22 protein-coding genes are annotated in these 23874 nt (G+C 47.1%); 7 read left to right on the forward strand and 15 right to left on the reverse strand.

The features are described 5' to 3' along the window. Window positions 1–25 precede the first annotated feature (25 nt). The 9 genes from QD47_RS13735 to QD47_RS13775 form a co-directional block, all read right to left on the reverse strand. On the reverse strand, window positions 26–379 hold the full coding sequence (locus QD47_RS13735) for a hypothetical protein (RefSeq protein ID WP_044646667.1): 354 nt from the start codon (window positions 377–379) through the stop codon (window positions 26–28). Window positions 380–645: 266 nt separating this feature from the next. Next, a complete protein-coding gene (locus QD47_RS13740; RefSeq protein ID WP_044646668.1) occupies window positions 646–1605 on the reverse strand; it encodes an ABC transporter permease in 960 nt (319 codons plus the stop codon). Window position 1606: 1 nt separating this feature from the next. Next, window positions 1607–2686 (reverse strand): ABC transporter permease, encoded by a 1080-nt coding sequence (locus QD47_RS13745; protein WP_044646669.1) that lies wholly within the window; start codon window positions 2684–2686, stop codon window positions 1607–1609. Then, window positions 2679–4217 (reverse strand): ABC transporter ATP-binding protein, encoded by a 1539-nt coding sequence (locus tag QD47_RS13750; protein ID WP_044646670.1) that lies wholly within the window; start codon window positions 4215–4217, stop codon window positions 2679–2681. The genes QD47_RS13745 and QD47_RS13750 overlap by 8 nt, the downstream gene beginning before the upstream one ends. Window positions 4218–4358: 141 nt before the next feature. Further along, the gene (locus QD47_RS13755; protein ID WP_044646671.1) at window positions 4359–5396 is read right to left on the reverse strand and encodes a BMP family lipoprotein; all 1038 of its coding nucleotides are present in this window, start codon (window positions 5394–5396) and stop codon (window positions 4359–4361) included. A gap of 377 nt (window positions 5397–5773) precedes the next feature. Continuing rightward, entirely contained in the window at window positions 5774–6133 is a 360-nt protein-coding gene (gene rplT / locus QD47_RS13760) for a 50S ribosomal protein L20 (RefSeq protein WP_044646672.1), read from the reverse strand. 53 nt (window positions 6134–6186) lie between these two features. Next, complete coding sequence (gene rpmI / locus QD47_RS13765) at window positions 6187–6387, reverse strand: 50S ribosomal protein L35 (RefSeq protein WP_013309379.1); 201 nt, start codon at window positions 6385–6387, stop codon at window positions 6187–6189. Between the two features lie 20 nt (window positions 6388–6407). Then, a complete protein-coding gene (gene infC, locus QD47_RS13770; RefSeq protein WP_014280557.1) occupies window positions 6408–6905 on the reverse strand; it encodes a translation initiation factor IF-3 in 498 nt (165 codons plus the stop codon). Between the two features lie 316 nt (window positions 6906–7221). Further along, window positions 7222–8460 (reverse strand): glycosyltransferase family 2 protein, encoded by a 1239-nt coding sequence (locus tag QD47_RS13775; RefSeq protein WP_044646673.1) that lies wholly within the window; start codon window positions 8458–8460, stop codon window positions 7222–7224. A 601-nt stretch (window positions 8461–9061) separates the two neighbouring features. Between QD47_RS13775 and QD47_RS13780 the strand changes: the two genes are divergently transcribed. Further along, window positions 9062–9589, forward strand: a complete 528-nt coding sequence (locus QD47_RS13780) for a phosphatase PAP2 family protein (protein ID WP_044646674.1) — start codon at window positions 9062–9064, stop codon at window positions 9587–9589. 51 nt (window positions 9590–9640) lie between these two features. After that, entirely contained in the window at window positions 9641–10774 is a 1134-nt protein-coding gene (locus QD47_RS13785; RefSeq protein ID WP_412177978.1) for an MGDG synthase family glycosyltransferase, read from the forward strand. A 26-nt stretch (window positions 10775–10800) separates the two neighbouring features. On the opposite strand, the gene trmB is transcribed toward QD47_RS13785, so the two are convergent. Further along, window positions 10801–11514, reverse strand: a complete 714-nt coding sequence (trmB, locus tag QD47_RS13790; protein ID WP_044646676.1) for a tRNA (guanosine(46)-N7)-methyltransferase TrmB — start codon at window positions 11512–11514, stop codon at window positions 10801–10803. 104 nt (window positions 11515–11618) lie between these two features. Next, window positions 11619–11816: a hypothetical protein gene (locus QD47_RS13795; RefSeq protein WP_013370066.1), complete on the reverse strand. Its 198-nt coding sequence runs from the start codon at window positions 11814–11816 to the stop codon at window positions 11619–11621. Between the two features lie 305 nt (window positions 11817–12121). Between QD47_RS13795 and QD47_RS13800 the strand changes: the two genes are divergently transcribed. The 4 genes from QD47_RS13800 (at window position 12122) to QD47_RS13815 (ending at window position 15811) form a co-directional block, all read left to right on the forward strand. Further along, the gene (locus QD47_RS13800; protein WP_044646677.1) at window positions 12122–13075 is read left to right on the forward strand and encodes a TIGR01212 family radical SAM protein; all 954 of its coding nucleotides are present in this window, start codon (window positions 12122–12124) and stop codon (window positions 13073–13075) included. After that, the gene (locus QD47_RS13805) at window positions 13076–13657 is read left to right on the forward strand and encodes a tRNA (mnm(5)s(2)U34)-methyltransferase (RefSeq protein WP_044646678.1); all 582 of its coding nucleotides are present in this window, start codon (window positions 13076–13078) and stop codon (window positions 13655–13657) included. It begins immediately after the preceding gene. A gap of 175 nt (window positions 13658–13832) precedes the next feature. Further along, window positions 13833–14807 (forward strand): type I phosphomannose isomerase catalytic subunit, encoded by a 975-nt coding sequence (locus QD47_RS13810; protein WP_044646679.1) that lies wholly within the window; start codon window positions 13833–13835, stop codon window positions 14805–14807. A gap of 26 nt (window positions 14808–14833) precedes the next feature. Then, window positions 14834–15811, forward strand: a complete 978-nt coding sequence (locus tag QD47_RS13815; protein WP_044646680.1) for an alpha/beta fold hydrolase — start codon at window positions 14834–14836, stop codon at window positions 15809–15811. A gap of 120 nt (window positions 15812–15931) precedes the next feature. Here QD47_RS13815 and QD47_RS13820 read toward each other — a convergent pair whose 3' ends face one another. From QD47_RS13820 to QD47_RS13840, 4 genes are all read right to left on the reverse strand, one after another. Continuing rightward, on the reverse strand, window positions 15932–16462 hold the full coding sequence (locus QD47_RS13820; protein ID WP_044646681.1) for a YfiT family bacillithiol transferase: 531 nt from the start codon (window positions 16460–16462) through the stop codon (window positions 15932–15934). Window positions 16463–16601: 139 nt separating this feature from the next. Then, entirely contained in the window at window positions 16602–17915 is a 1314-nt protein-coding gene (gene odhB / locus QD47_RS13825) for a 2-oxoglutarate dehydrogenase complex dihydrolipoyllysine-residue succinyltransferase (protein ID WP_044646682.1), read from the reverse strand. A 5-nt stretch (window positions 17916–17920) separates the two neighbouring features. Beyond that, on the reverse strand, window positions 17921–20812 hold the full coding sequence (locus tag QD47_RS13830; protein WP_044646683.1) for a 2-oxoglutarate dehydrogenase E1 component: 2892 nt from the start codon (window positions 20810–20812) through the stop codon (window positions 17921–17923). A 405-nt stretch (window positions 20813–21217) separates the two neighbouring features. Further along, a complete protein-coding gene (locus QD47_RS13840) occupies window positions 21218–22747 on the reverse strand; it encodes a hypothetical protein (RefSeq protein WP_044646685.1) in 1530 nt (509 codons plus the stop codon). Window positions 22748–22980: 233 nt separating this feature from the next. Here QD47_RS13840 and licT point away from each other — a divergent pair, with 233 nt between their 5' ends. Further along, window positions 22981–23814 carry a BglG family transcription antiterminator LicT gene (licT, locus tag QD47_RS13845; RefSeq protein WP_044646706.1) on the forward strand — a complete coding sequence of 278 codons (834 nt, stop codon included), beginning with the start codon at window positions 22981–22983 and terminating at the stop codon, window positions 23812–23814. Window positions 23815–23874 lie beyond the last annotated feature (60 nt).

Here is a 23874-nt window from a genome sequence, read left to right on the forward strand (position 1 = left end):
TCCTACATCTCAAAATTCCATTAACCTAGAATACATTGGGGTAAGACGGATAACCTGCTCCGGGGTATCCCCCATCTGTATATGGGCCGTACTGAGGGGCACCGTATCCCGGACCGCCATATCCTGGTCCCCCATAACCTGCTCCGTAACCGCCATATGCACCAACGTAAGGAGCTGTGCCGATGGCAAGCAAATCGAACAGCACCAAGGGAATAATTGCCTTTGTCTTTACCTTTTTCTTGCGATCGGGCTGAAGAATCAGTCGGTTACCCGAAATGCGAATCAGCTTGCCGCTGACCTGGGAACCATCCTTGCGAGTAGCCAGAATGACTTTGCCGACAAGCTTCTCCACCTGCTTTCTGGTTACTGCCTGTTTCATCGTATTTCCTCCTTCTTTCTCAACGGATGGACAGATTGAACGGCTCCTTGGTAGCTCACCGCCACCACAAAATAGACTGGAGCTGACAGGGGCCGAGCGTTCGTCCAATCTGCATAGCACAGTCTATTCCATCCATGCCAGAAGCGTATGTTTGAATGCCTGCACAACCTAAAAAAATCCGGCACCTGCGAATGCAGATACCGGATTTGCGAACAAATGCAATTTTCAGATTTCAAGACAAACAGCTTTTAACTGCCCATGTAAAATTAGCGCTTGCTTGGATCATAGAGCTGACCCAAAGCAGCGGGAGCACGCGAGCGCCCTACAGCCACTACCAGCACAATAATCGTCAGCAGATACGGCAGCATAAAAATAATTTCCTGGGGAATACTTTGCGACCATGCGAACAACTGCACATAGTTGCGAATGGCCTGAGAAAAGCCGAAAAACACAGCTGCGCCAAAAGCGCCGAGCGGGTTCCATTTTCCAAAAATCATAGCAGCAATGGCAATATATCCTTGACCAGATACCGTATTATGCGAAAACATATTTGTAGTCGTCAAGGTGATCGTAGCTCCGCCAATACCAGCCAACGCACCGCTGATCATGACCCCGATATAACGCAGTCGATTTACCTTGATACCAACGGTATCCGCAGCGCCCGGATGCTCTCCGACAGAACGCAAACGCAAGCCGAACGGCGTTTTATACAATGTAAAATATCCAATAATGACTAATAATATGGCCAAATAGGTCGTTGGATAGGCTTGGAAAAAGGCTTTTCCTAAAATCGGAATATCTACTAGATAGGGAATGGATATTTCGCTAAACCCCTGAATTCGCCCAGTATCACCATCACCCTCAAATAAAAGCTTAACCATGTATAGCGTACTGCCTGCCGCCAAAAAGTTGATAACAATCCCGCTAATGACCTGATCGGCTTTAAACGTAATCGAGGCTACAGCATGAATCAGCGAAACCAGAATGCCGAATACCGCCGCCGACAGCACACCTACCCAAGCGGCAGAGGTTCCCCCCAGCCCTGCTTGTTCCGCATAAAATCCGCCTACACCCGCCGCAAACGCCCCGAACACCATAAGACCTTCCAGCCCGAGGTTCGTCACACCGGATTTTTCCGAAAAAACTCCGCCGAGAGACGCAAATATAATCGCCGTCGCAAAAACGAGCGTTGTATGGATTAATTCACCTAGTGTTAACCAACTCATTTTACAACACCTTCTCTTTCTTCCGCTTGGAGTAGAGCGGCTTCACAACCCAACGTACAATTCCCTGGGCTGCAATAAAGAAAATAATCGAGCCGATGACAATCCGAATAATTTCGGGCGGCACATCCGCGCTAAAGCTCATCCCCGCAGAACCATACGTAAGCGTTCCGAACAAAACAGAGCCAAGCAGCACACCGAACGGATTATTCATCCCAATGAGCGCCACCGCGATACCATCAAAGCCGGTTCCCGGCGATCCTGCCATGACGGATTGATAATGGAATACCCCCAGCACTTCAAAGGCACCCGCCAGTCCGGCAAAAACACCACTAATGAACATCGCTTTTACGATGTTGCGATTCACATTCATACCTGCATAGCGGGATGCATCCTGATTAAATCCGACAGCACGCAACTCGTAGCCCTGCTTGGTTTTCCACATGAAAATATAGAAAAACACCGCCGCCAGCACAGCAATGACCGTCCCCCAATGAACCCGGGCATTTCCCATCATCTGTGACAGCCATTCAATCGAAATCGAAGCGGAAGGCTGAATATCCACGGAACGATTTTCACCCTGCAGGAGTGCAAACTGGTTAATCACCAGGTTAGCCAAATACAGACCAATCCAGTTCATCATAATACAGGTGATAACCTCATTAACGCCACGCTTGGCCTTCAAATAGCCAGCAATTGCAGCCCATAGACCACCGAATACCGCCCCGGCAATGATCGCCAGTGGCGCATGTATAATAGCAGGCAGTCCATGCAGCTTGATGCCCACAATCGAAGCAGCCGTCATACCCACCAGAAATTGACCTTCGCCGCCGATGTTAAACAATCCGGCACGGGCAGCAAAAGCAAATGCCAATCCCGTCAAGATTAGTGGAGTCATCTCACGGATTGCCTCACCAAAGTTGTATGAGTCTCCGTACACACGGCTAAATAGTGCAGAATACGCAACAATGGGATCGTAGCCGCCAATCAGCATCACGACAGCACCCAGAAGAAGACCCAAAATAATAGAGACCAGCGCCAGAACAAAGGAGTCTTTTGTAAATATTTTCAATAGGTTAGCCATTCTCTACTCCTTTCTTCACTGCACTTCCGGCCATCATCAGTCCCAATTCCTGATCATTCGTTTCTTCCGGTAGCACTTCCCCGACAATCTTGCCCTCATAGATAACAGCAATTCGGTCGGAAACATTCATAATTTCATCCAACTCAAAAGAAATGAGCAATACCGCTTTGCCTTGATCCCGCTGGGCAATCAGTTGCTGCTGGACAAATTCAATCGCTCCAACATCCAGCCCTCGTGTAGGTTGCGCCGCAATGAGAAGGTCTGGATTTTTATCTATTTCACGCGCAATGATTGCCTTTTGCTGATTACCGCCAGATAATGCTCTCGCCTTGGTATGAATATCCGGCGTTCTCACATCAAATTTCTCAATGAGACTTTTCGCCTGCTTATCAATAGCCTCTTTGTTCAAAAAGCCGTTTTTACTGTAAGGAGCCTGATAGTACGTCTCCAGAACCATGTTTTCGCTCATGGAAAAATCGAGTACCAACCCGTGCTTATGCCGGTCCTCCGGGATATGCGAAACGCCTGCCTCTGAAATTTTACGTGGCGACTGATTCGTCATCTCTTGTCCAAGCAATCGGATGTGTCCGCCATCGACCTTGCGTAAACCGGTCAAAGCTTCAATCAGCTCACTCTGTCCGTTGCCGTCCACTCCGGCGATTCCCAAAATCTCACCTGCCTTGACTTGCAGGTTCAGCTCATTCAGAACGCTAATGCCATCCTTGTTTTTAGAGACCACATGGCTCATTTCCAGAACGGTTTGTCCCGGCTGGGCAGGCTGCTTGTCCACTTTAAAGGACACACGGCGGCCTACCATTTTCTCCGCCAGATCATTTGGAGTCGTTTCCGATGTCTTGACCGTATCAATGACCTGACCCCGGCGAATAATCGTAACTGTATCTGCAATTTTCATGATTTCTTTAAGTTTATGAGTGATCAGAATAATGGACTTGCCTTCAGCTACCAGACGCTTCATAATGTCCAGCAGCTCAATGATTTCCTGTGGAGTCAACACCGCTGTTGGCTCGTCGAAAATCAGGATATCTGCGCCACGGTAGAGCGTTTTGATAATTTCCACACGCTGCTGCATGCCGACAGATATATCTTCAATTTTGGCATTCGGATTCACCTGAAGGCCGTACTGCTCAGACAACCGCTGTACTTCGGCGGCAGCCTTTTTATAATTGATTTTCAGACCTTTGCGTGGCTCCGAGCCCAGGACAATATTTTCGGTGACAGTAAACGGCTGCACGAGCTTAAAATGCTGATGCACCATGCCAATCCCCAAATCAATCGCCTTATTTGGGCTATCAATCTGTACTGGTTTTCCACCGATTTCTATCGATCCTTCATCCGGCTGATACAGTCCGAAAAGAATATTCATAAGCGTAGATTTACCCGCACCATTCTCACCCAAAAGGGCATGAATTTCTCCCTTATGCAGCTTGATGCTGATGGAGTCGTTGGCAACGATGCCGGGGAATCGTTTTGTAATTTGCTTTAACTCAACGACGGGGGTCGCTGCATCCATGAGATCACCCTTATATACTTTATAGTATGTGCTTCAATGAGCTGATTTACCGTTATGATCTGTATAACTCCAGACGTAAGAACAAGGCTAGTCTTGTGAACCAGCCTTGTCGCCACCTTTATTTATCTTGCAAGCCAAATCTTATTTCGAAGGAACTGTAATTTCGCCCTTAATAATTTTTTGCTTGTATTGTTCTACGAGATCAAGCACGTCTTTAGGAACGTTTTTACTGGATGTATCCGCCAAGCCAATTCCGTTATCTTTCAGAGCCAGCGTTTCGATACCGCCCTTAAATTTACCGTCGATAACTTCCTGGGATACGCGTTTTACGGCTTCATCCACACGTTTGACCATTGAAGTCAAAGTTACGTCATCACCAAACTCAAGCGATTGGTCTTTATCTACACCGATAACCCATACTTGCTGACCTTGTTGCTTCCGTGCGAGCGCTTCGTTAAATACGCCTGTACCTGATCCGCCAGCTGCGTGGAAAATAATGTCCGCACCGCTGTTGTAGATCGTTGCAGCCGCTGCTTTACCCAGATCCGGCTTATCAAACGCACCTGTGTAGTTTACTTCCAATTTTGCATTTGGATTTACTGCTTTAATACCCGCTTCGAAGCCTTTTTCAAAACGTTTGATCAGCGGGCTATCTTGTCCACCCACAAAACCGATTTTGTTTGTTTTGGTGAGTTTACCAGCTACAACCCCCACCAGGAAGGAACCTTCGTTTTCAGCAAAAACAACCGATTTTACATTAGGCGCATCTACAACACTGTCGATGATCGCCAGATTTTTGTCCGGGTTGTCTTTCGCTACTTGTCCAATCGCATTCGCCAGATTAAAACCAATACCCCAAGTCAGGTTAAAACCGCCCTTAACAAATTGGTTCAGGTTAGGAATATAATCTTGATCCGATTTACTTTGCAGGTATTTAGCCTTGGTACCTGTTTCTTTTTCAATGGCTTGCAATGCTTCCCATGCAGATTGGTTAAACGATTTGTCATTTACTCCACCCACATCTGTAACCATGCCGATTTGGACATTCGATGTTTTGGCAGAACCACCTGTATCTCCGCCACTTGCGTTGGACGCGCCTTGATTTTTGTTACCGCAGCCTGCGAGAATGACCGAGATCGCTAGCAGCATAACCAAAGACATACTAAACATTTTCTTCATGCTGATACTGTTCCCCCTTAGTGTTAGATCCCTGGACTGTCTCTTTTCTCTGAAAATGGACACGTCATACATGCCATTTACTGTCGAGACAGATCCTATAGAAGACTTACTTTAGAGATTATACAATTATGATCGACTAAAATCCAGATGATTAATAACCTTGGGTCAATTTTTTTTGAAAATTGATTAATGTAAGCGCTACACCTATTGCGAAATCCATACATTCTGTCATCACACGTTATGTTTATTCGTATTTTGAATAATTTGGGGCCTTTTCATTTCGTTAAGTATGTACAAAAAAAGGCATCCCTAAACAGCATACTGCTCGGGATACCTTTTCAACCACTTTCGCGGTTTCCACGCCTTCATTTCAATAATTAAGCGTTGATTTTGCCTTTAGCAACAATTGCCAAAGAGTTGAACGCATTGATATCGTTGACTGCAAGATCAGCCAAGATTTTGCGGTTAATGTCCACACCAGCCAATTTCAGGCCGTGCATCAGTTTGCTGTAAGACAAACCGTTCAAACGAGCTGCTGCATTGATACGCACGATCCACAGTCTGCGGAAGTTACGTTTCGTCTGACGACGGTCACGGTATGCGTAAACAAGCGATTTCATTACCTGCTCGTTAGCTGTTTTAAAAATGCGGTGTTTGGAACCAAAATAACCTTTAGCAAGCTTCAATACTTTTTTATGACGACGACGAACGACGAATCCGCCCTTTACTCTTGCCATATCAAAAGACCTCCCAAATAATGTTTATGCTTAATTCATTGCCGTGCTGTGTGCTATTTCAGGTTAGCAAGGCCTTGTTTCAGACGCTTAACGTCCCCAGGTGCCATCTCAGGGTTAGTACCCAGAACGCGTTTTGCACGTTTGGATTTGTGGGAAAGCAAGTGGTTTTTGTAAGCTTTGTAACGCATTACTTTACCAGTACCAGTAATCTTGAAGCGGCCTTTGAGGCTGCTATGTGTTTTCATTTTAGGCATTGAACTTCCTCCTTAATTTGTCATTGACTCTTTGGAGCCAATATCATAATCATGCTGCGTCCTTCGAGCTTGGGTTGGCGCTCCACGGTACAAAGATCAGCAACTTCCACTTTCACACGCTCGAGAATTTTTTGACCCACATTAGCATGGGTAATTTCCCGACCGCGGAAACGAACGGAGCATTTCACCTTGTCCCCTTCATTCAGGAACTTAACCACATTGCGAAACTTGGTCTGGTAGTCATGCTCCTCGATGTTGGAACGGAACCATACCTCTTTGATGTCAACGATCTTCTGGTTTTTACGGGCTTCCTTTTCTTTCTTCTGTTGCTCATAGCGGAATTTTCCGTAATCCATAATCCGACACACGGGCGGCTTCGCTTGAGGCGCCACGTTCACGAGATCCAAGTTTGCGTCAATCGCCATTTGCAGAGCTTCACGAGTCGGTGTAATCCCGATTTGTTCCCCGTTAGCACCAACCAGACGTACTTCTCTCACCCGAATCTCATCATTGATCATATGTTCCTTACTAATAACCCTCCACCTCCAGAACCTGTTATTGTTGTATTGTGTTAAAGCACAAAAAAGGGATGACGACTATGCAGCCGACATCCCTGTCTGATACTCAATTCATCATGAAAGTTCAATTCACAAATCATTGGACCAAGACCAGCCGGCAATACCGGACAGGTGAGAAGTCGGACCTTCTACTTATAATCCATACTTTTCTATTAACATACTTGAAAATCTTATCACACAACTCACCAGAGTGTCAACACATTTATTCAAAATAGCTGACACTTAGGATCTGCGATACACTCATGCCCTTCTGCATTTAGCCCTGCTTACTTTGAACTTCTTCCAGCCGAACGACACGCGTGTGCTGGGTGTGGCTCCATTGCTTATTGTTTTGCGTGAAGAACGCATAGAACGTAATCGGATACCACGAAATCAGATAGACAGGGAACAGCAGCAAATAAAGATACACTTTTTTGAACGTGACCTTCTCCAGAATCATCGCAATCACAAAGGTTGAAATATTCAACCCAACTGCTATAACACCGGTCCAGGCCGGAAATTGCACATAGATATTTTCGATATTAGGTCCCCCGAAGAACGCAATATCCACCCACATCGCTGCTGTCATCAAGAAAGTGAACAGTACGATATACACATTCAGACCATAGAGAGCCATATCGAATTTAATCAGACTTCTATGCTTGATGCTCTGCCACAGCAGTGGGAAGAAATAACGGCGAGCGACTGTAAAGTGACCCTGCATCCAGCGCAGACGTTGTCTGGAGGAAGCTTTAAAAGTCAACGGCTTCTCGTCATATACCTTGGCATCATAATTAAATCTTGGATATACATTACGTTGCGTACAGCGCATGGTGAACTCCAAATCCTCTACCAGACTCGTCGCACCCCAGCCCATTTCCTTGAGCAGGTTCGTTTCAAAACACATGCCTGTACCACCAAGGAAGTTAGCCATGTTCAGGTTGTGACGTGACAGCTGCCACAAACGGTTGATGTACCAGTAAGATACTCCGTATGCCGCAGTAATCCATGAATCCTCAGGATTCTTCGTATCAATGTATCCCTGAATAACACGGGCACCTGTGCACAAATCGTTGTTCATTTCACTCAAGAAATTCGTATGTGCCAAATTGTCAGCATCAAACATGACAATCGCATCATATTGACGTGGCATAGCCCACAACTCCTTGAGCATCCACTCAATGGCATAGCCTTTACCACGCAAATTCGGATTCGTACGTTCACAAGCATTCATGCCGTGAGCGCGAACGATGTCCGCCGTCTTGTCCGTGCAGTTATCACAAATAACGAATACATCGTACAGTTCCTTTGGATAATCAAGTTGCTTCAAGTTCTCCATCAATGCTCCAACAACCTGTTCCTCGTTGTGGGCAGCGACCAAAATGGCAAATGATTTTTCTGGAGCTGCATGCTCTTTTCTTTTTTTGCGAACCAGACCGAACAAGGAGAATGAAAATTGATAGGCCGCGATCAGCGCCAGTATAATCTGGAACGTCACGAAAATGGCGTCTAACATAATCTCTTGTTACCCCCTTTTTTTATACCCCTTTAAAAATCTTGCGTTTATTTGTTTTCTATCTGTGTAGCGCAAGTTGCGGCGCTTTGCGCGCCTTTTTTGTAGTTTTTGACCCGACCCTTGCTTTTTTCATTAGCTGTGCGCAGCCCCCTTTTGGCTGACACAGGAATGCCATTACGATTTTCGTTGGTTTTCAATCTTTTGTCAAAGCCTTTAAACTGGTCTCAGCAGCAAAAAAACACGACTAACTCCCGTTTAAACCAGGAATGCGACGCTGAGCCTTTCATTCATGACGGTAGGTCTTATTTTCATCCATTTGCTAACTTTTTATTTCTTTAGTCCCTCCTTTTTGTGGGCCATTTAACAGCCACTTCTAAATACTCTATCGTATTAGACGGATGAACGCAAAGAAAGTTATACAATTTAACTTATATTCCATTAACATTTTTGTGTAGAATTGAACCAGACAAGTGGTGATTCTTGAAATGAGCAGCGTTTAAAAATATGATGAGAGCAAGAGAATAATTACTTATCGCCTGATTCTGTCCAAGTGATTCAAAATATTTGCCGACCAACCCGGCCGGCAACCGGAGGAAACCAAATGCAACGTCTAGTCGTAAAGCTTGTAAATCTGGAGAAGCAGTTGTTCAAATGGATCAACGGGCGCTTACACAATCGTTTTTTGAACTTCTGGCTTTATTATCTTACACATCTGGGTGGGGCGACCTTTACAATCACCTCCACACTGCTTGTATGGCTGCTCGCTCCGCTTCCATGGAAGGAATCCGGTATGAAGGGGGCTATCGCGCTCGGAGTCAGCCACATCCCTGTAGCCATCGCCAAGAAGCTATACCCGCGGATTCGTCCGTACCTGGCACTGCCAGATACGAATACGTTCCGTAATCCCCTGTCGGATCATTCTTTTCCTTCAGGGCATACAACCGCAATTTTTTCAGTGACCGTTCCTTTTATGTTACAGTCGCCCATACTAACACTTCTTTTGCTGCCTGTCGCGCTGATTGTGGGATTTTCAAGAATTTACTTGGGGCTCCACTATCCTACGGACGTACTCGCAGGAGCGGTCATCGGCACATCTGCGGCAATAGGGACGGTTGCATTCTGGCCTTAAAGCCGATATGGTATGATTGAGAACATCCCAGCAGGAACAGGTGAAATGAGAGTGGCTAAAAAACGAGTGTTATTATTATCGGAAGGTTTCGGTGCCGGACATACTCAAGCTGCGTACGCGCTCTCAAGCAGTTTGCGCAAGCTTTCTCCGAATGTGCAGACCAGAGTGCTGGAATTGGGGAGCTTTTTGAATCCGAGAATGGCTCCGCTCATTATTACAGCGTACAAGAAGACTATCATATCGCAGCCTCGCCTGATCGGAATGGTTTACCGTCATCAGTATAAAAAATCATTAAACCGTCTTACAACGCTCGCTTTGCATCGTCTGTTCTACACACAGACCCGTAACATTCTCCGGCAGCTTCGTCCTGATTTGGTGGTATGCACTCATCCCATCCCAAGTGCGGTGATTTCACGTTTGAAGCGCTTGGGCGTTCATGTCCCGCTTTGTACCGTCATTACAGATTACGATGCGCATGGAACATGGATCAGTCCCGAGGTTGACCGGTATTTTGTATCTACGCCTGAGGTCATGCGCAAATTGCGCGTACGTGGAGTGCCTATGTCGAAAATTCAAGTCACGGGTATTCCGGTTCATCCAAATTTCTGGGAGCATCCGGGGCACGACGAAATACGGGACCAATTCGGTCTTAAGCCGATACCCACCGTGCTCGTTATGGGCGGCGGCTGGGGTCTGATGAACGATGAAGTCATTCATCGCTCGCTTACCCATTGGAGAGAAAACATTCAATTTATTTTTTGTCTGGGTCATAATGATAAAATTCGTCGTAAAATGCAGATGGACCCCCGCTTCGATCATTCGAATATTCATATTTTCGGGTTTACGCGGGAAATCGACAAATTAATGGAGGTATCGAATCTGCTTATTACCAAGCCCGGCGGAATGACATGCACCGAGGGGCTGGCAAAAGGGATTCCGATGTTGTTTCACAAACCTCTCCCCGGACAGGAAGAAGAAAATTGCCAATACTTTACGGCTCAAGGCTTCGGAGAACCGATTACTTCGCTGGATGTTGTCGTTAAATGGATGAACCGGCTGTTACACGAATTTCCGGAAATCGTTCGCAAGCGACAGGATCACGTTCATAATGTAGCGCGATATTATCCTCTTCAGAGTGCACAAAGTATTTTGGATATACTGGAACCAAACAGGGTGCTTTCCTAAAAAGGAAGCACCCTGTTTTATATTTATCATTTTCCATACTTCTCAAGGCGGATTTTCTCATACTGTTCCAATGCATCTTTGCCGATCAGCACCTCGACACGATGGATGTTCATACCTTTGCCCATAAATTTATTTTCATATTCGGTCATGACATGCTCTTCATTGATACCATCACGATGAAGGTTCAACGATATATTCGTCATTTGCAGACCACTATCAGCAAACGAATTCAGTGAGAACTCAAACAGCGTCTCCGAATCGGTTTTGAAATGAATTTGCCCCTTGCTGTTTAAAAGTTGCCGGTAATTGTCCAAAAAGCGCGGATGTGTCAAACGACGACGTGCGTGCTTGGCTTTAGGCCACGGATCGCTAAAATTCAAATAAATGCGTTCAATTTCCCCAGGTTCAAAAACATTTTCAATCTGTTCAATGTTCGCCAGCGCCAATTTGATATTAGGCGGCGTATCAACCTCTGTATCACTCCAGGCCAGACGCGACTTTTCCGCTGCGCGACGCACCAGTTCATCATACATATCAAAGCCAATATAGTTGATTTCCGGATTCCGATAGCTCATTTGACTGATGAACCGACCTTTGCCCATACCGAATTCCACATGAATCGGACGATCATTGCCAAAAAGCTGCTGCCACTTTCCTTTATACTGTCCCGGCTCCAAGATAACCAGGTCCTGCTGCTCTTCCAGACTTTCCCGTATTCCTTTTCTTCCGCGTAAACGCATGTTACTCCTCCATATACTCTGTTATCAAGGAAAAAGGAATCTCACCCCCGCTTGAAGATACGGAAATGAAATTCCTTTTTCAATATATTTGGATTGGGGTCCAACTAATTTAATTGTTCATAGTCTACCCCATCAGCAGGTGAAAAATCAATCGTCTTTTGGCAAGCGGCTCTGATTTTTTGACGTGCGGCCGTTCCAATTTGGCGGTCTTGCCCAAAACGGACACCAGTCAGCGCCAATGCCTCGTCAAAGGTTAACTCAACAGTAACTTTATCCATACGCGTTTTATCCTGCGTATTCATAAAAGATCACCTCACGGGTTATTAGTGATGGAACCGACGTGCATTTACCCTAAAGCAGGCGATAGAAGCAGCATAGCTGCCCTGAAAAATAATCATTAGCCGATGGTTAACTTTTATTTTCAGGATCGAAAACAGTCCTTTTATAATATGTCTGGTACCGCTTACAATATAACACATGGTGTAACCTTTTTCAATCCTGAATCCAATAAAATCCGCACTTTCTCTTGCCTTTCGCTCTCAAGTGATTCCCAATTCCGACTGATTTTTGTTACAATAGGGTGATCGCAAAAAAAAGGAGTACACCCATGAAAACAGATTTGTTGCCTGCTTCTCTCCTGTGGGGAGATAAACGGTTCCATACGTGGAATTACGAAATGCGCGAGCAATTTCAAAATAAAGTGTTCAAAGTCATGCTGGATGCAGGCTTTACCTGTCCGAACCGGGATGGTTCCATTGCCAAAGGAGGCTGCACCTTTTGCAGCGCACGGGGATCTGGTGATTTTGCCGGACGCCGCCGGGACGATCTGGTCACCCAATTCAATACGATTCGGGACCGTCAGCATCTAAAATGGCCAAACGCCCAATATATCGGCTATTTTCAAGCCTATACGAATACGTATGCTCCGGTTGAGGAGCTACGCGAATACTTCGAGGTCATTCTGGAGCAGCCCGGCGTTGTCGGTCTGTCCATCGCTACACGTCCCGATTGCCTGCCTGACGATGTAGTGGATTACCTTGCCGAGCTGAACGAGCGCACATACCTGTGGATCGAAATGGGCCTGCAAACTGTCCATGAATCCACCTCGGAGCTGATTAACCGCGCCCATGACACTCAATGCTATCTGGAAGCGGTGGAAAAGCTGCGCAAGCGCAATATCCGCGTGTGCGCGCACATCATTTACGGACTGCCGCAGGAAACGCATGAAATGATGCTGGACACAGGTCGTGCAGTGGCGGCTATGGATGTGCAGGGCATCAAAATCCACCTGTTGCATCTCATGCGCAAAACGCCCATGGTCAAGCAGTATGAAGCCGGATTGCTACGCTTTCTGGAAAAAGATGAATACGTCAAGCTGATCGTCGATACGCTGGAATTTTTGCCGCCCGAAATGATCGTTCATCGGTTGACCGGGGATGCACCACGCGATTTGCTGATGGGTCCGATGTGGTCGCTCAAAAAATGGGAAGTACTTAACGCCATTGACGATGAGCTAAAATCACGTGAAACGTGGCAAGGCAAGTATTGGAGGCAGCCTTAAATGGGCTTCCTGTCTGTACTGAGCTACGCACATCAATTGGTAGCTGCGCGAGTCCAGCCGGGCGATACGGCTATAGATGCTACAGTCGGCACTGGAGCGGATACGCTTTTCCTGGCTAAGGCTGCCGGAAGACGGGGACGTGTCTATGGCTTCGATATCCAGCAGGAGGCGTTGCAGCTCGCTCGTCGTCGGCTGGACGAAGACGAATCCCCCTCACTGGCGGAGGTATCGCTATTGCTGCAAGGTCATGAGCAGATGCGGGAAGCCGTTCCCGACAAGCTGCATGGCAAAGTCGCTGCGGTCATGTTTAATCTCGGCTACTTGCCCTCTGAAGGCGCTGATCCATCTGTTATCACGCATACGGACAGTACACTCACCGCTCTTGATGCGGCACTGTATCTGCTGCGTCCGCGCGGTATTCTGACCGCCGTACTGTATCCGGGACACGCTGGAGGCGGCGAGGAAGCCAAAGCTGTCCTTCAATGGGCCTCCACCCTCCCGGTATCCAGTGGTCAAAGCATTATTTACCGCCAATTACAACGAGCCGCTTCTCCCTACGTAGTGGCGGTTGAAAAGAAATAATGTCGGCTTTTTTAATTCGCATATTCAGGTTATGAGCGGCTTTTTTAGTCGCCTTACATATATCTTTTTTGAGCGTCGTACGGGCTATTCATCCCAGTTTTATGCCCCTCGGCACATTTCTGATTTCCCTATTCTGTTAGGTTGTACTCATTACTCATTATGGAGGAGAGAAATTATGCTAAAGCCATACCCGCTGCAATTTCAACCTGAGTTCAAAGAGAGAGTTTGGGGAGGACGAGCCTTGGAGCAATTCGGTTTAACCCCGCCGGAAGGGCATATTGGGGAAGGATGGATGATTGCTGATCATCCGAATGGAACCACAACGGTCATCAATGGCGAGCTGGCTGGCAAGGGGCTAGATGAAATTCGCCAAACCTACGGGCAGGACTGGCTCGGGGCCAAGGGTGTATCGGAAAAAGGCGGACGTTTTCCGCTTCTGATCAAGCTGCTGGATTGCAATGACGATCTGTCCGTGCAAGTGCATCCGACAGACGATTATGCAGGACTTCCAGCCGGAGAGCTGGGAAAAACCGAAATGTGGTACGTGCTTGATGCCAAGCCGGATGCCAAAATTATTTACGGTTTGACCGAGGGCGTGACCCGGGACAGTCTGCGTACCGCTCTTGAAAGCGGAGACATCCTGGGTAGCTTGCGTCAGGTTCCTGTTGAGGCAGGCGACACATTCTTCATCCCTGCTGGAACCGTACATGCGTTGTGTGCAGGCGTTGTTGTTGCTGAAATTCAGCAAAATTCAGATACCACCTATCGGTTATATGACTACAACCGTCCTGGTCTGGATGGCAAGCCCCGTGAACTGCATATCGAGGATTCCCTCAATGTGACCTCTTACGAGGGGGCTGGTGCAACAACAATGAAGACAGGCGGTTTACAGCCGGGTGAATGGCTTCAACTCGCAGCCTGTGATTATTTTGTCGTGGAAAAGGGTATCGTAGAGGGAAGCTGGGCGCTTTCCACAACCGATGACAGCTTTACCATTCTCGTGATTTGCGAAGGCAGTGGTACATTAACGTGGGACAATCATTCGTCGTCTCTGTCCTGCAAAGCTGGAGATTGCTTCCTGCTCCCCGCTAATCTGGGTGGTTACACGCTGAATGACGGAATGACTGTCCTTAGATCTTATCTTCCTTAAAGCTTAAAGGGTGTGTTGTCTAACTTATGCGGGAATATACCTTCACCATCGCTGAAAATGACGGAACGGAGCTTTTTGCCTACCGCTGGCTACCGGATCAGCATACGCCCGTGCGGGGAATCGTTCAGATTTCGCACGGGATGTGCGAGACATCCTACCGCTATATTCGCTTGGCTGAGAAGCTTACAGCTTCCGGCTATGGTGTATATGCCAACGATCATATTGGCCACGGACGTACCGCCGGTGATTCTGAGAAGCTTGGCATGCCAGGGGCGAATGCATTCCAACGAATGGCAAGCGGTATGCTGGGTCTGGGCGAAATTGCGGCCAAGGAGTTTCCGGATCAGCCTCGTTTTTTGCTCGGTCACAGTATGGGATCCTTTTTAGCCCAGAAAATCATGTATGATGATAAGCAACAGTATCACGGATTTATTTTATCGGGAACGAACGGACGGCGTGGCCTGCTGAAACTTGGAGAACAAGTTGCCCTGCTGCAAGCCAAACTGCAAGGAATGGATCACCGCAGCATACTGCTCAACGCTATGGTCTTCGGCGGGTTTAATCGAGCCTTTCGTCCGGTGCGTACAGCGTTCGACTGGTTATCCCGCGATCCCGAGGAAGTAGATCAATTCGTGCATGATCCGTTATGCGGAGCCATCTGCACGACAGGCTTTTTTCTAGATTTTTTCCGGCTTTTGCAGGAAATCCATTGGCCCTCCTCACTCGAAAAAATCAATCCCAAGCTGCCAGTCTATATTTTTGCCGGGGACCGTGATCCGGTGGGGTTGTTCGGTAAAGGCGTTCTATCGCTGGTGGATATGTACAGGAGTTTGAAGCTTCAGGATGTAGAATATCGTCTCTATCCTGACGGCCGACATGAGATGCTGCATGAAACGAACCGCCATGAGGTCATGACTGATATCGTGGATTGGCTGGATCGCCATGTCAACACAGCAGCGACCTCCGTTTCTGTTTTGTCTGGAGGCTCTGAGACATCCGGTTGATCCGCTTTGTCCAAAAATCATCCTCGCTGGAATAAAAAAGGAACCTTCAAAACCACGATTACAGTGGACTTGAAGGTTTCTTTTTTGTGTTTACTTTTTACTTTGAGGTTATGTTCAAAATTACCATGCATTCCGTTCTCTTAGGGAAGTAATATGAGCTATATGATGTTTGCCATGCCAGGCATAGATGCCGATGTTTCGTTCCAGTCGAATCGTCTGACCCGATTCCGGATGGATAAACGTTCGGTGTAATTGATCAGCCCCCAGCGAACGCAACACAACCACCCACCGTTCATGCAGCCCTTCCAGCAATTGCAGAGAAGGCTCCAGCGGAAGCTCCCTTGCATCCGGTATTTCGGCCCAACGCCCCTCATCATATGGCTTAATCGTGGGTGTATCCTCTGTTAGCGCCAGCTTGAAGCGAATATAACCGTTCATATGACTGTCTGCCAAATGATGGACAACCTGCCTAACCGTCCAGCCTCCTTCGCGATAAGGCGTGTTCATCTGTTGCTCGTCCAGCCCTTCGACCGCCTGACGAAGCTGAGAAGGCAGTTCAGCAATATCTTGAGTCCATGCCACAAGCTGTTCTTCTGTAATCGTATCTGGAACGACAAATGGCCCAATCGGGTAGCGCAAATCATGATCCAAAACAGTCCCCCACCCTTCTTTCGCATCTGAGTATCCTGTTACCTGTAATCTTATGTTTTAACTATGCAGGAAAAAAAGCAGACCCGCAAGAGCCTGCTTTTTCATAGACGTAAAAATTAAATACAACTGTTGATGTATTTTATCCTTCCAGCAACAGCGATTCCGGATCTTCCAGCAATTCTTTGACCGTTACCAGGAAGCGAACCGCTTCGCTGCCATCAATAATCCGGTGATCGTAGGACAACGCGATATACATCATCGGACGATTTTCCATACGTTCCTCGTCAATGGCAATGGGGCGAAGCTGGATTTTATGCATTCCCAAAATACCCACTTGCGGTGTATTCAGGATCGGCGTAGACAGCAGGGAACCGAAAATACCTCCGTTGGTAATGGTAAAGGTTCCACCTTGCAGATCCGCCAGAGAAAGCGAATTGGAACGTGCTTTACCAGCCAGCTCTGCAATGCTCTTCTCAATTTCGGCAAAGCCGAGACGATCAGCATCCCGTACAACGGGTACAACCAGCCCTTCCTTCGCAGATACGGCAATCCCGATATCATAGTATTTTTTCAGTACGATATCATCGCCGTTAATTTCCGCATTCACAGTAGGGAATCGCTTGAGCGCACCGACCACTGCCTTCGTAAAGAAGGACATAAAGCCCAGCCCAACATCGTGCTTCTCCTTGAACTTATCTTTGCGGCGTTTGCGAACATCAAGGATGGCGGTCATATCCACTTCATTAAAGGTCGTAAGCATAGCGGCCGTTTGCTGTGCCTCAACGAGACGTTTGGCAATGGTCGCTCTGCGGCGGGACATGCGCTGACGTTCTACCGGCTTGCTGTACTCTGTCTGAGACGGAGACGCAGCAGCAGGCTTATTCGCAGCGGGAGAAGCAGGTGCAGGTGATGCAGCACGCGAAACATCGGCGCTGTTTGCATGCGTTTTAACGTCCTCCTGGAACACGCGTCCGAGCGGGTCCTTCCCCTGTACCTGCTCCAGATCAATTCCACGCTCACGTGCCAGCTTCCGGGCAGAGGGAGATGCCGTTTGACCGTTCCCGTCACCGTTGGATGCAATAGGCTGTGCGGCCTGTTCCGCTGCTGATTTGCCACCGCCTTCTATGGAAGCAGGCGAAGTGGCTACAGGCGGTGCCTCCGGCGCTTTGGTCGCTGCTGCTTCTCCGACACCGGATGATCCTGCGCTAACGCTCCCACTGCCGCTTCCGATCAAGCCTACAGCTTCACCAATAACCACCGTTTCCCCTTCCTGACGAAGGATTTTCTGGACTACGCCCGCTTCCTCTGCGCTAATTTCCAGATTGACCTTATCGGTTTCCAGTTCCAGTAGAACATCTCCCTGTCCTACGGAATCCCCTTCCTTCACAAGCCATTTGGAGATTGTTCCTTCCGTGATGGATTCTCCCATTGCTGGCACTAAAATATCGCTCACAGCCGCTACCTCCCCAGTGTAATATTGTTTTTGGAATCCTGCTTCAACGCTGATTGAATAATTCGCTGCTGCTCTAGGCTGTGTACTTGCTGATAACCACTCGCCGGGCTGGAACGATCCGGTCTGCCTGCGTAGCGAATTTCCGCTCCTTGTGGCACTACATTCCGCAGACGAGGCTCGATGTAACTCCAGGCACCCATGTTTTTCGGTTCTTCCTGTGCCCATACGAATTCCTTAACATGTTGAAAGCGGCTAAAAATATTCCGAATTTCCTCTTCCGGGAAAGGATATAACTGCTCGACGCGAATGATGTGCAGACGGTCCTCCGCTTCAGCCTTATCCTTATCCAAAGCCTCTTCCAGATCAATAGCAATCTTGCCACTGCACAGTACAATCCGCTCGACACGATCCGGGCGCGCACCCAATCCGGGCTGCTCCAGCACGGGACGGAATGTTCCTTCGCTGAACTCCGAAGCAGGCGAAGCGACACGGTTGTTACGAATGAGACTCTTCGGCGACATCATCACAAGCGGACGAGCTTCCTCACTCTCGCTTAATGCAGCCTGACGGCGCAGCAGATGGAAATACTGCGAGGCACTGCTCAAGTTAGCGACAGTCCAGTTATTTTGTGCAGACAGTTGGAGGAAACGCTCCAGACGTGCGCTTGTATGCTCCGGTCCTTGTCCTTCACTACCATGAGGCAACAGCATCACCAGACTGGATTTCTGTCTCCATTTGGCGCGGCCAGCGGAAATGAACTGGTCGAAAATAACCTGCGCACAGTTGGCAAAATCACCGAATTGCGCTTCCCAAATCACTAACGTTTCAGGAGAGTACACGTTATAGCCATATTCAAAGCCAAGAACAGACGCCTCGGACAACGGGCTGTTATGAATACTGAACGAAGCACGTGCTTCCGGCAAAGTATGCAGAGGGCAATGCGTATTGCCCGTTTCAGGCTCATGCAGCACGAGGTTACGGTGAGCAAAGGTTGCCCGCTCTGCATCCTGACCTGTCATACGAATCGGTTTTCCATCGGCCAGAATTGTAGCCAAAGCCAGCGTTTCCGCCAAGCTCCAATCTACCTTTTCGCCATCGTTCAGAGCCGTTTTTCTGCGCTGTAGAATACGGTCCAGCTTCGGATATACCTGAAAGTCTTTCGGCCATTTCAGCAGGTTTTCATTGATCTGGCGCAGCTTTTTCAACTCTACAGCCGTAGGGACCACAGAATCCTGACCCCGTTTTGCCTTGGCAGGAGCAATTTTCGGCTCCTCTTCCGGGTTATTCTTCACATGCTCGTGTGCTTCCTTCAGTCGATTTTGCACCTTTTCGATAAGCCCAGCATTATACGCTTCATCCACAATTCCTTGCTTAATCAGGATTTGAGCGTACAATTTGCTAACCGTTGGATGGTTTTTCACCTTGCTGTATACCAGCGGCTGCGTTGTTTCCGGATCATCGGATTCATTATGACCGTAACGGCGGTAGCCAATCAGATCAATCAGGAAATCCTTCTTGAAACGGTTGCGATATTCACCAGCCATTCGAGCTGCTGCAATACACGCCTCGGGATTGTCCGCGTTCACGTGTACGATCGGAATTTCATAGCCTTTGGCCAGATCGCTTGCATAGCGGGTCGAACGTGAGTCCACGCTTTCCGTTGTAAAGCCCAAACGATTGTTAACAATAATATGAACCGAGCCGCCATTACGGAAACCGCGCAAATTCGTGAAATTGAGTGATTCGGCCACGATGCCTTCACCTGGAAAAGCCGCATCGCCATGCATGATAATCGTTGCCGCCTTGCTGACATCCAGCTTCGGATAGCCTGCTTCCCTGCGATCCTCCTGCGCTGCGCGGGAAAAGCCCTGCACGACCGGATTCACGTATTCCAGATGACTCGGGTTATTCGCCAATGTCAGACGGGCCTGTACCGCTTCCCCATCCTTTACAAAACGATCGGCACCCAGATGGTATTTTACATCTCCGGTCCAGCCGTAATTAATTCCTGTTGAGCCTTCCGACGGAATCAGATCCTTATTCGGAGAATGATGAAATTCAGAGAAAATCTTGCTGTAAGGCTTGCCCAGCACATGGGCCAGTACATTCAGACGACCACGATGCGCCATCCCCATCAAGACGTGGCTTGCACCTGCATTCGTCGTAAGACGGATAATTTCGTCGAGTACCGGTACAAGGACATCATTACCCTCGATGGAAAAACGTTTCTGTCCGACAAACGTTTTATGCAAAAACTCTTCGAATTGCTCCACCTCTACCAGTCTGCCTAGCAATGCCTTGCGTTCCTGTGTGGTGAGTGGTTTGGAGGACCAGCCGGATTCAGCATAGCTGTTCAGCCAGCGGCGTTCCTCCTCATTATGAATGTGACTAAATTCATAGGCAATCGGGCCTGTGTATGCCACACGAAGACGTTGGATGGCTTCCCAGCCGTTAAGTGTTCCAGCAGGAGCGTTATCCCATATTAAAGAGGCCGGAAAAGCCTTTAGGTCCTGTTCAGTTAAACCGTAGGATGCCGGATCAAGCAAGCGAGTATCCTGCTCCGCATCCAGTCCCAGCGGGTCTATTTGTGCAGCCAAATGTCCGTATTCACGGATGTTCCACACCATTTTCCCGGCTGTAACCGCTTTCTGTAATGTGTTCGAGTCAAGATGTCCCTGAGCGCTTGCCGGGGGGCCTTGCAATTTGTAGTCTATCATGGAAGCAGCCGAGTATTCGGATTGCGGCGGCTCACCCCATTGATCAAACAGCTCGCGGTAAGCCGGATCAACTGTTCCGGGGTCCGCTACATACTTTTCATACTGGTCCTGCACATAACCTAGATTAGGTCCATAATAACTCTGCCAAGGTACCTGTCTGCTGCTCTCTTCCATTGTCATCTCGTTCCCTCCGTCAAATTTTGAAATTCATAGCTGGACGGAAATCATTTTCATTTCAGTTTTTGCAAAATTCTCAATTTAAGTTGTTCACAATATGCTCACATTATATGAAATCCTTCATCAAAAGTCGAATTTCACAGTTCTTATCCTTCTTCCATTGTATAAACTTTTCCGTCAATGAGCATTTCCTTTTTCTCAACATACCAATGCATAAATTAGATGAATCGGGATATTTCGTATGAAAACAAGCGCCATAGGTGGGTTTGTCCCCCAGCCTTGGCGCTTTTATCGTACAAATCATAGTATCAGGAACCAAATTAGGCAGTATGCAGACGAATGTACACCCCACCCCCGCCATTTGAATTAGAATCGGAGTAATTATCATATTTCCTTCAATTTCATTTTCTAAAAATCACGCAGTTGATCAAAAAGCTCAAACAACGGATCTCTGTCAATGAGAGTTTTTCTTTGTTCACCAAGCTGCTGCTCTACTTGATCCAATAGACCTGCCAGCACCATATAAATTTCTTCGCGTTCTACCGTTTCGATAAAACCGGTACGTCGATCCATTTTGTTAAAAGCTTCAGTGTATTCCGTCACCAGCGATTTCAATGTTGCATTCACTGTATCGATGCCCATTTGTTCATCCAGTGTTCGTACAGTTGCCAGCATTTTTTTATACAGTTGGGCGGATTTTTTGGCATTGGCTGCTGTGATCTGCTCGCGTCCATCCCAATCCCGAAACGGATTGTCCAGATTTTCAGCCAGCCATTCCGGTTTACGTGCTTTGGTAATGGAGAGGTCTAGTCCACGTGGGACTTCTTTTTTGTAAGCAGCCTTAATCAACTTGCCTGCGTCTGTTGGTAAGCTGGTCATCCACAACATGGACAAATGCGGCAATCGGTCTGGAGCAGGAAATTCTTCACCCGTGAATCCGAACAGGTCGTATGTAGTGAATCGGTGCAGCTCCTTGAGTTGCTCTAAGCTATGCAGATTAGAGATGATTCCCGGCTTGCCCCAGATCCGTAATTCATACAGATGAGGAAAACGAACGACAATTTGCTGCATATTGATTTCTTTAACATTGGTCAAAGAAAGCGCATTTAAACGATCAAGTCCGTGAAATGTCGGAACATCGGCAGAATATTGAACACCCATCCATCGTCCATCCTCATGAGCATGAATCGCCAGACCGAGTGAAAGGGTGCCGCTTAACATGAGTTGTTCCAGATCCTCGTTCAGATAAAGTTCTTCGATACCTTCTGCATTTAAAATAAGCCGACTCACATGACTATTTCTGAGATCCAGTTGGCTTGAGCTACATGATGCGAGCTGAAGTTCATGAATCAATGGATTGCTATTTACATAATGAATCAGTGCTTGATCTGCGTTATCAGTGTGTATCGTCATCAGGCAAGGAAGCTTGTCCAATTCAGACATATCGTCTATCACTTGCAGGATCGTATCGTTAATTTTACTGGTATCCCGGCGTATGCTCTGACCCCCGATCTCAATCAAGGTGTCATCGTTTGCAGCAGCTTTAAATTGTTCCCGTTTACCCGGATCAATCTTTTCCCAATTACGCTGACGATGCAGGCTTCCTCCAACATGCCACCCGCCACTGTAACTGTTCGTTTCCTCCTGAACTAAGGGTGGAATATTGCCGACCAAAGTATAGTTAGGCGGGACATTGGCTCCGACAAAACTATGATCTAAGCGATGGTTCCAGAAATAAAAATCGCAAACGAGAGGTTTCATCGTATGTAGTTCTGCCCCATCCGGTAGACGATCTCCTGTCCAATCCAGTTCAAGTACAGCAGCAAGCTGTGGGTTTCTTTTAGAATCAGTCTCTCTAAGCATGGTGATCTGACAGGCTACATATTGCTGCAATTTGTCCGAGTACACACAATAAATATCTCCAACGGATGGTATCATCGTAATCTCCTTTATGTAACATGATTCTGTAAAATTTTATTTTTTTAGTATAGCAAAAGATTCTACTGGTGGTTCACTTCTAATCTCAAAAAAAGTTGACAACGTTTTCAGATCATGATAACTTATCCGTGAGGCTTGTTACCGGTAATGCGGGCAAAACCACAACGGAGATGATGATGTTTATTTCTGTTGTAGTTTTGCTCTTTTTTATTCCTCAAAATGGGTGGTTCAATGTGATAATTAAACAAATCTTCAACAATAATATTGTCAGTACGGTGGATGATAAAAATCAGGAGCTGCTTATCCTCGGCCGGGGTATCGGCTTTAACTTCCGTGCGGGTGACCCGATTGATGAAAATCGGATCGAGAAAATTTTCCGTCTTCAGGATGCAAATATTTATGAGAAGTTTAAAGCGACTGTCATGGAAGTTCCGATTGATATTTTACAAGTCACCGATGACATTGTTAGTCTGGCGCGCACACAGTTGAACAAAAAAATAAGTGACGGTATCTATGTATCCCTATCCGATCATATTCATTTTGCCATACAGCGTATGGAGCATGACATGATCGTACGCAACCCACTATCATGGGAAATTCAGCATTTTTATAAGGCTGAATATGACGCTGCCAAAGAATCGTTGACGCTTTTGCGCGAACGTCTGGGCATTGAATTCCCTAAGGAAGAGATTTGTAATATTGCCCTTCATTTCGTGAATGCTGAAATTAATGATTCGATGAATGATGTCACTCATATGATGCAGTTGCTTCAGGAGATCATGAACATTATCAAATATCATTTTAATGTGGAATTTGATGAGGACAGTGTGAATTACTTCCGTTTTATTACACATCTCAAATATTTTTGCCAGCGCGTTATTACACATTCAAGCCATGATGATGCAGAAGAATATTTGTATGAAGTCGTGAAGAAAAATTATGCGGACACTTTTAAATGCATTGGTAAAATCGAAAGATTTATTCAAAAGAATTACGAGTATACCATGACGCATTCTGAGCAGTTGTATCTGACACTGCATTTGGAGCGTCTCATCAAAAGAAAATAAATATTTTCAAGGCTTGTCACTGTTAAATCAGGCAAAACCTGAATGAAAAAGGCTCACGAT

The sequence above is a fragment of the Paenibacillus terrae genome (genome assembly GCF_000943545.1).
GTDB lineage: Bacteria > Bacillota > Bacilli > Paenibacillales > Paenibacillaceae > Paenibacillus > Paenibacillus terrae_A.

Coding starts and splice junctions, on each gene's coding strand:
- QD47_RS13735 (WP_044646667.1), bottom strand. CDS start 379: ATGAAACAGGCAGTAACCAGAAAGCAGGTGGAGAAGCTTGTCGGCAAA.
- QD47_RS13740 (WP_044646668.1), bottom strand. CDS start 1,605: ATGAGTTGGTTAACACTAGGTGAATTAATCCATACAACGCTCGTTTTT.
- QD47_RS13745 (WP_044646669.1), bottom strand. CDS start 2,686: ATGGCTAACCTATTGAAAATATTTACAAAAGACTCCTTTGTTCTGGCG.
- QD47_RS13750 (WP_044646670.1), bottom strand. CDS start 4,217: ATGGATGCAGCGACCCCCGTCGTTGAGTTAAAGCAAATTACAAAACGA.
- QD47_RS13755 (WP_044646671.1), bottom strand. CDS start 5,396: ATGAAGAAAATGTTTAGTATGTCTTTGGTTATGCTGCTAGCGATCTCG.
- rplT (WP_044646672.1), bottom strand. CDS start 6,133: ATGGCAAGAGTAAAGGGCGGATTCGTCGTTCGTCGTCGTCATAAAAAA.
- rpmI (WP_013309379.1), bottom strand. CDS start 6,387: ATGCCTAAAATGAAAACACATAGCAGCCTCAAAGGCCGCTTCAAGATT.
- infC (WP_014280557.1), bottom strand. CDS start 6,905: ATGATCAATGATGAGATTCGGGTGAGAGAAGTACGTCTGGTTGGTGCT.
- QD47_RS13775 (WP_044646673.1), bottom strand. CDS start 8,460: ATGTTAGACGCCATTTTCGTGACGTTCCAGATTATACTGGCGCTGATC.
- QD47_RS13780 (WP_044646674.1), top strand. CDS start 9,062: ATGCAACGTCTAGTCGTAAAGCTTGTAAATCTGGAGAAGCAGTTGTTC.
- trmB (WP_044646676.1), bottom strand. CDS start 11,514: ATGCGTTTACGCGGAAGAAAAGGAATACGGGAAAGTCTGGAAGAGCAG.
- QD47_RS13795 (WP_013370066.1), bottom strand. CDS start 11,816: ATGAATACGCAGGATAAAACGCGTATGGATAAAGTTACTGTTGAGTTA.
- QD47_RS13800 (WP_044646677.1), top strand. CDS start 12,122: ATGAAAACAGATTTGTTGCCTGCTTCTCTCCTGTGGGGAGATAAACGG.
- QD47_RS13805 (WP_044646678.1), top strand. CDS start 13,076: ATGGGCTTCCTGTCTGTACTGAGCTACGCACATCAATTGGTAGCTGCG.
- QD47_RS13810 (WP_044646679.1), top strand. CDS start 13,833: ATGCTAAAGCCATACCCGCTGCAATTTCAACCTGAGTTCAAAGAGAGA.
- QD47_RS13815 (WP_044646680.1), top strand. CDS start 14,834: ATGCGGGAATATACCTTCACCATCGCTGAAAATGACGGAACGGAGCTT.
- QD47_RS13830 (WP_044646683.1), bottom strand. CDS start 20,812: ATGACAATGGAAGAGAGCAGCAGACAGGTACCTTGGCAGAGTTATTAT.
- QD47_RS13840 (WP_044646685.1), bottom strand. CDS start 22,747: ATGATACCATCCGTTGGAGATATTTATTGTGTGTACTCGGACAAATTG.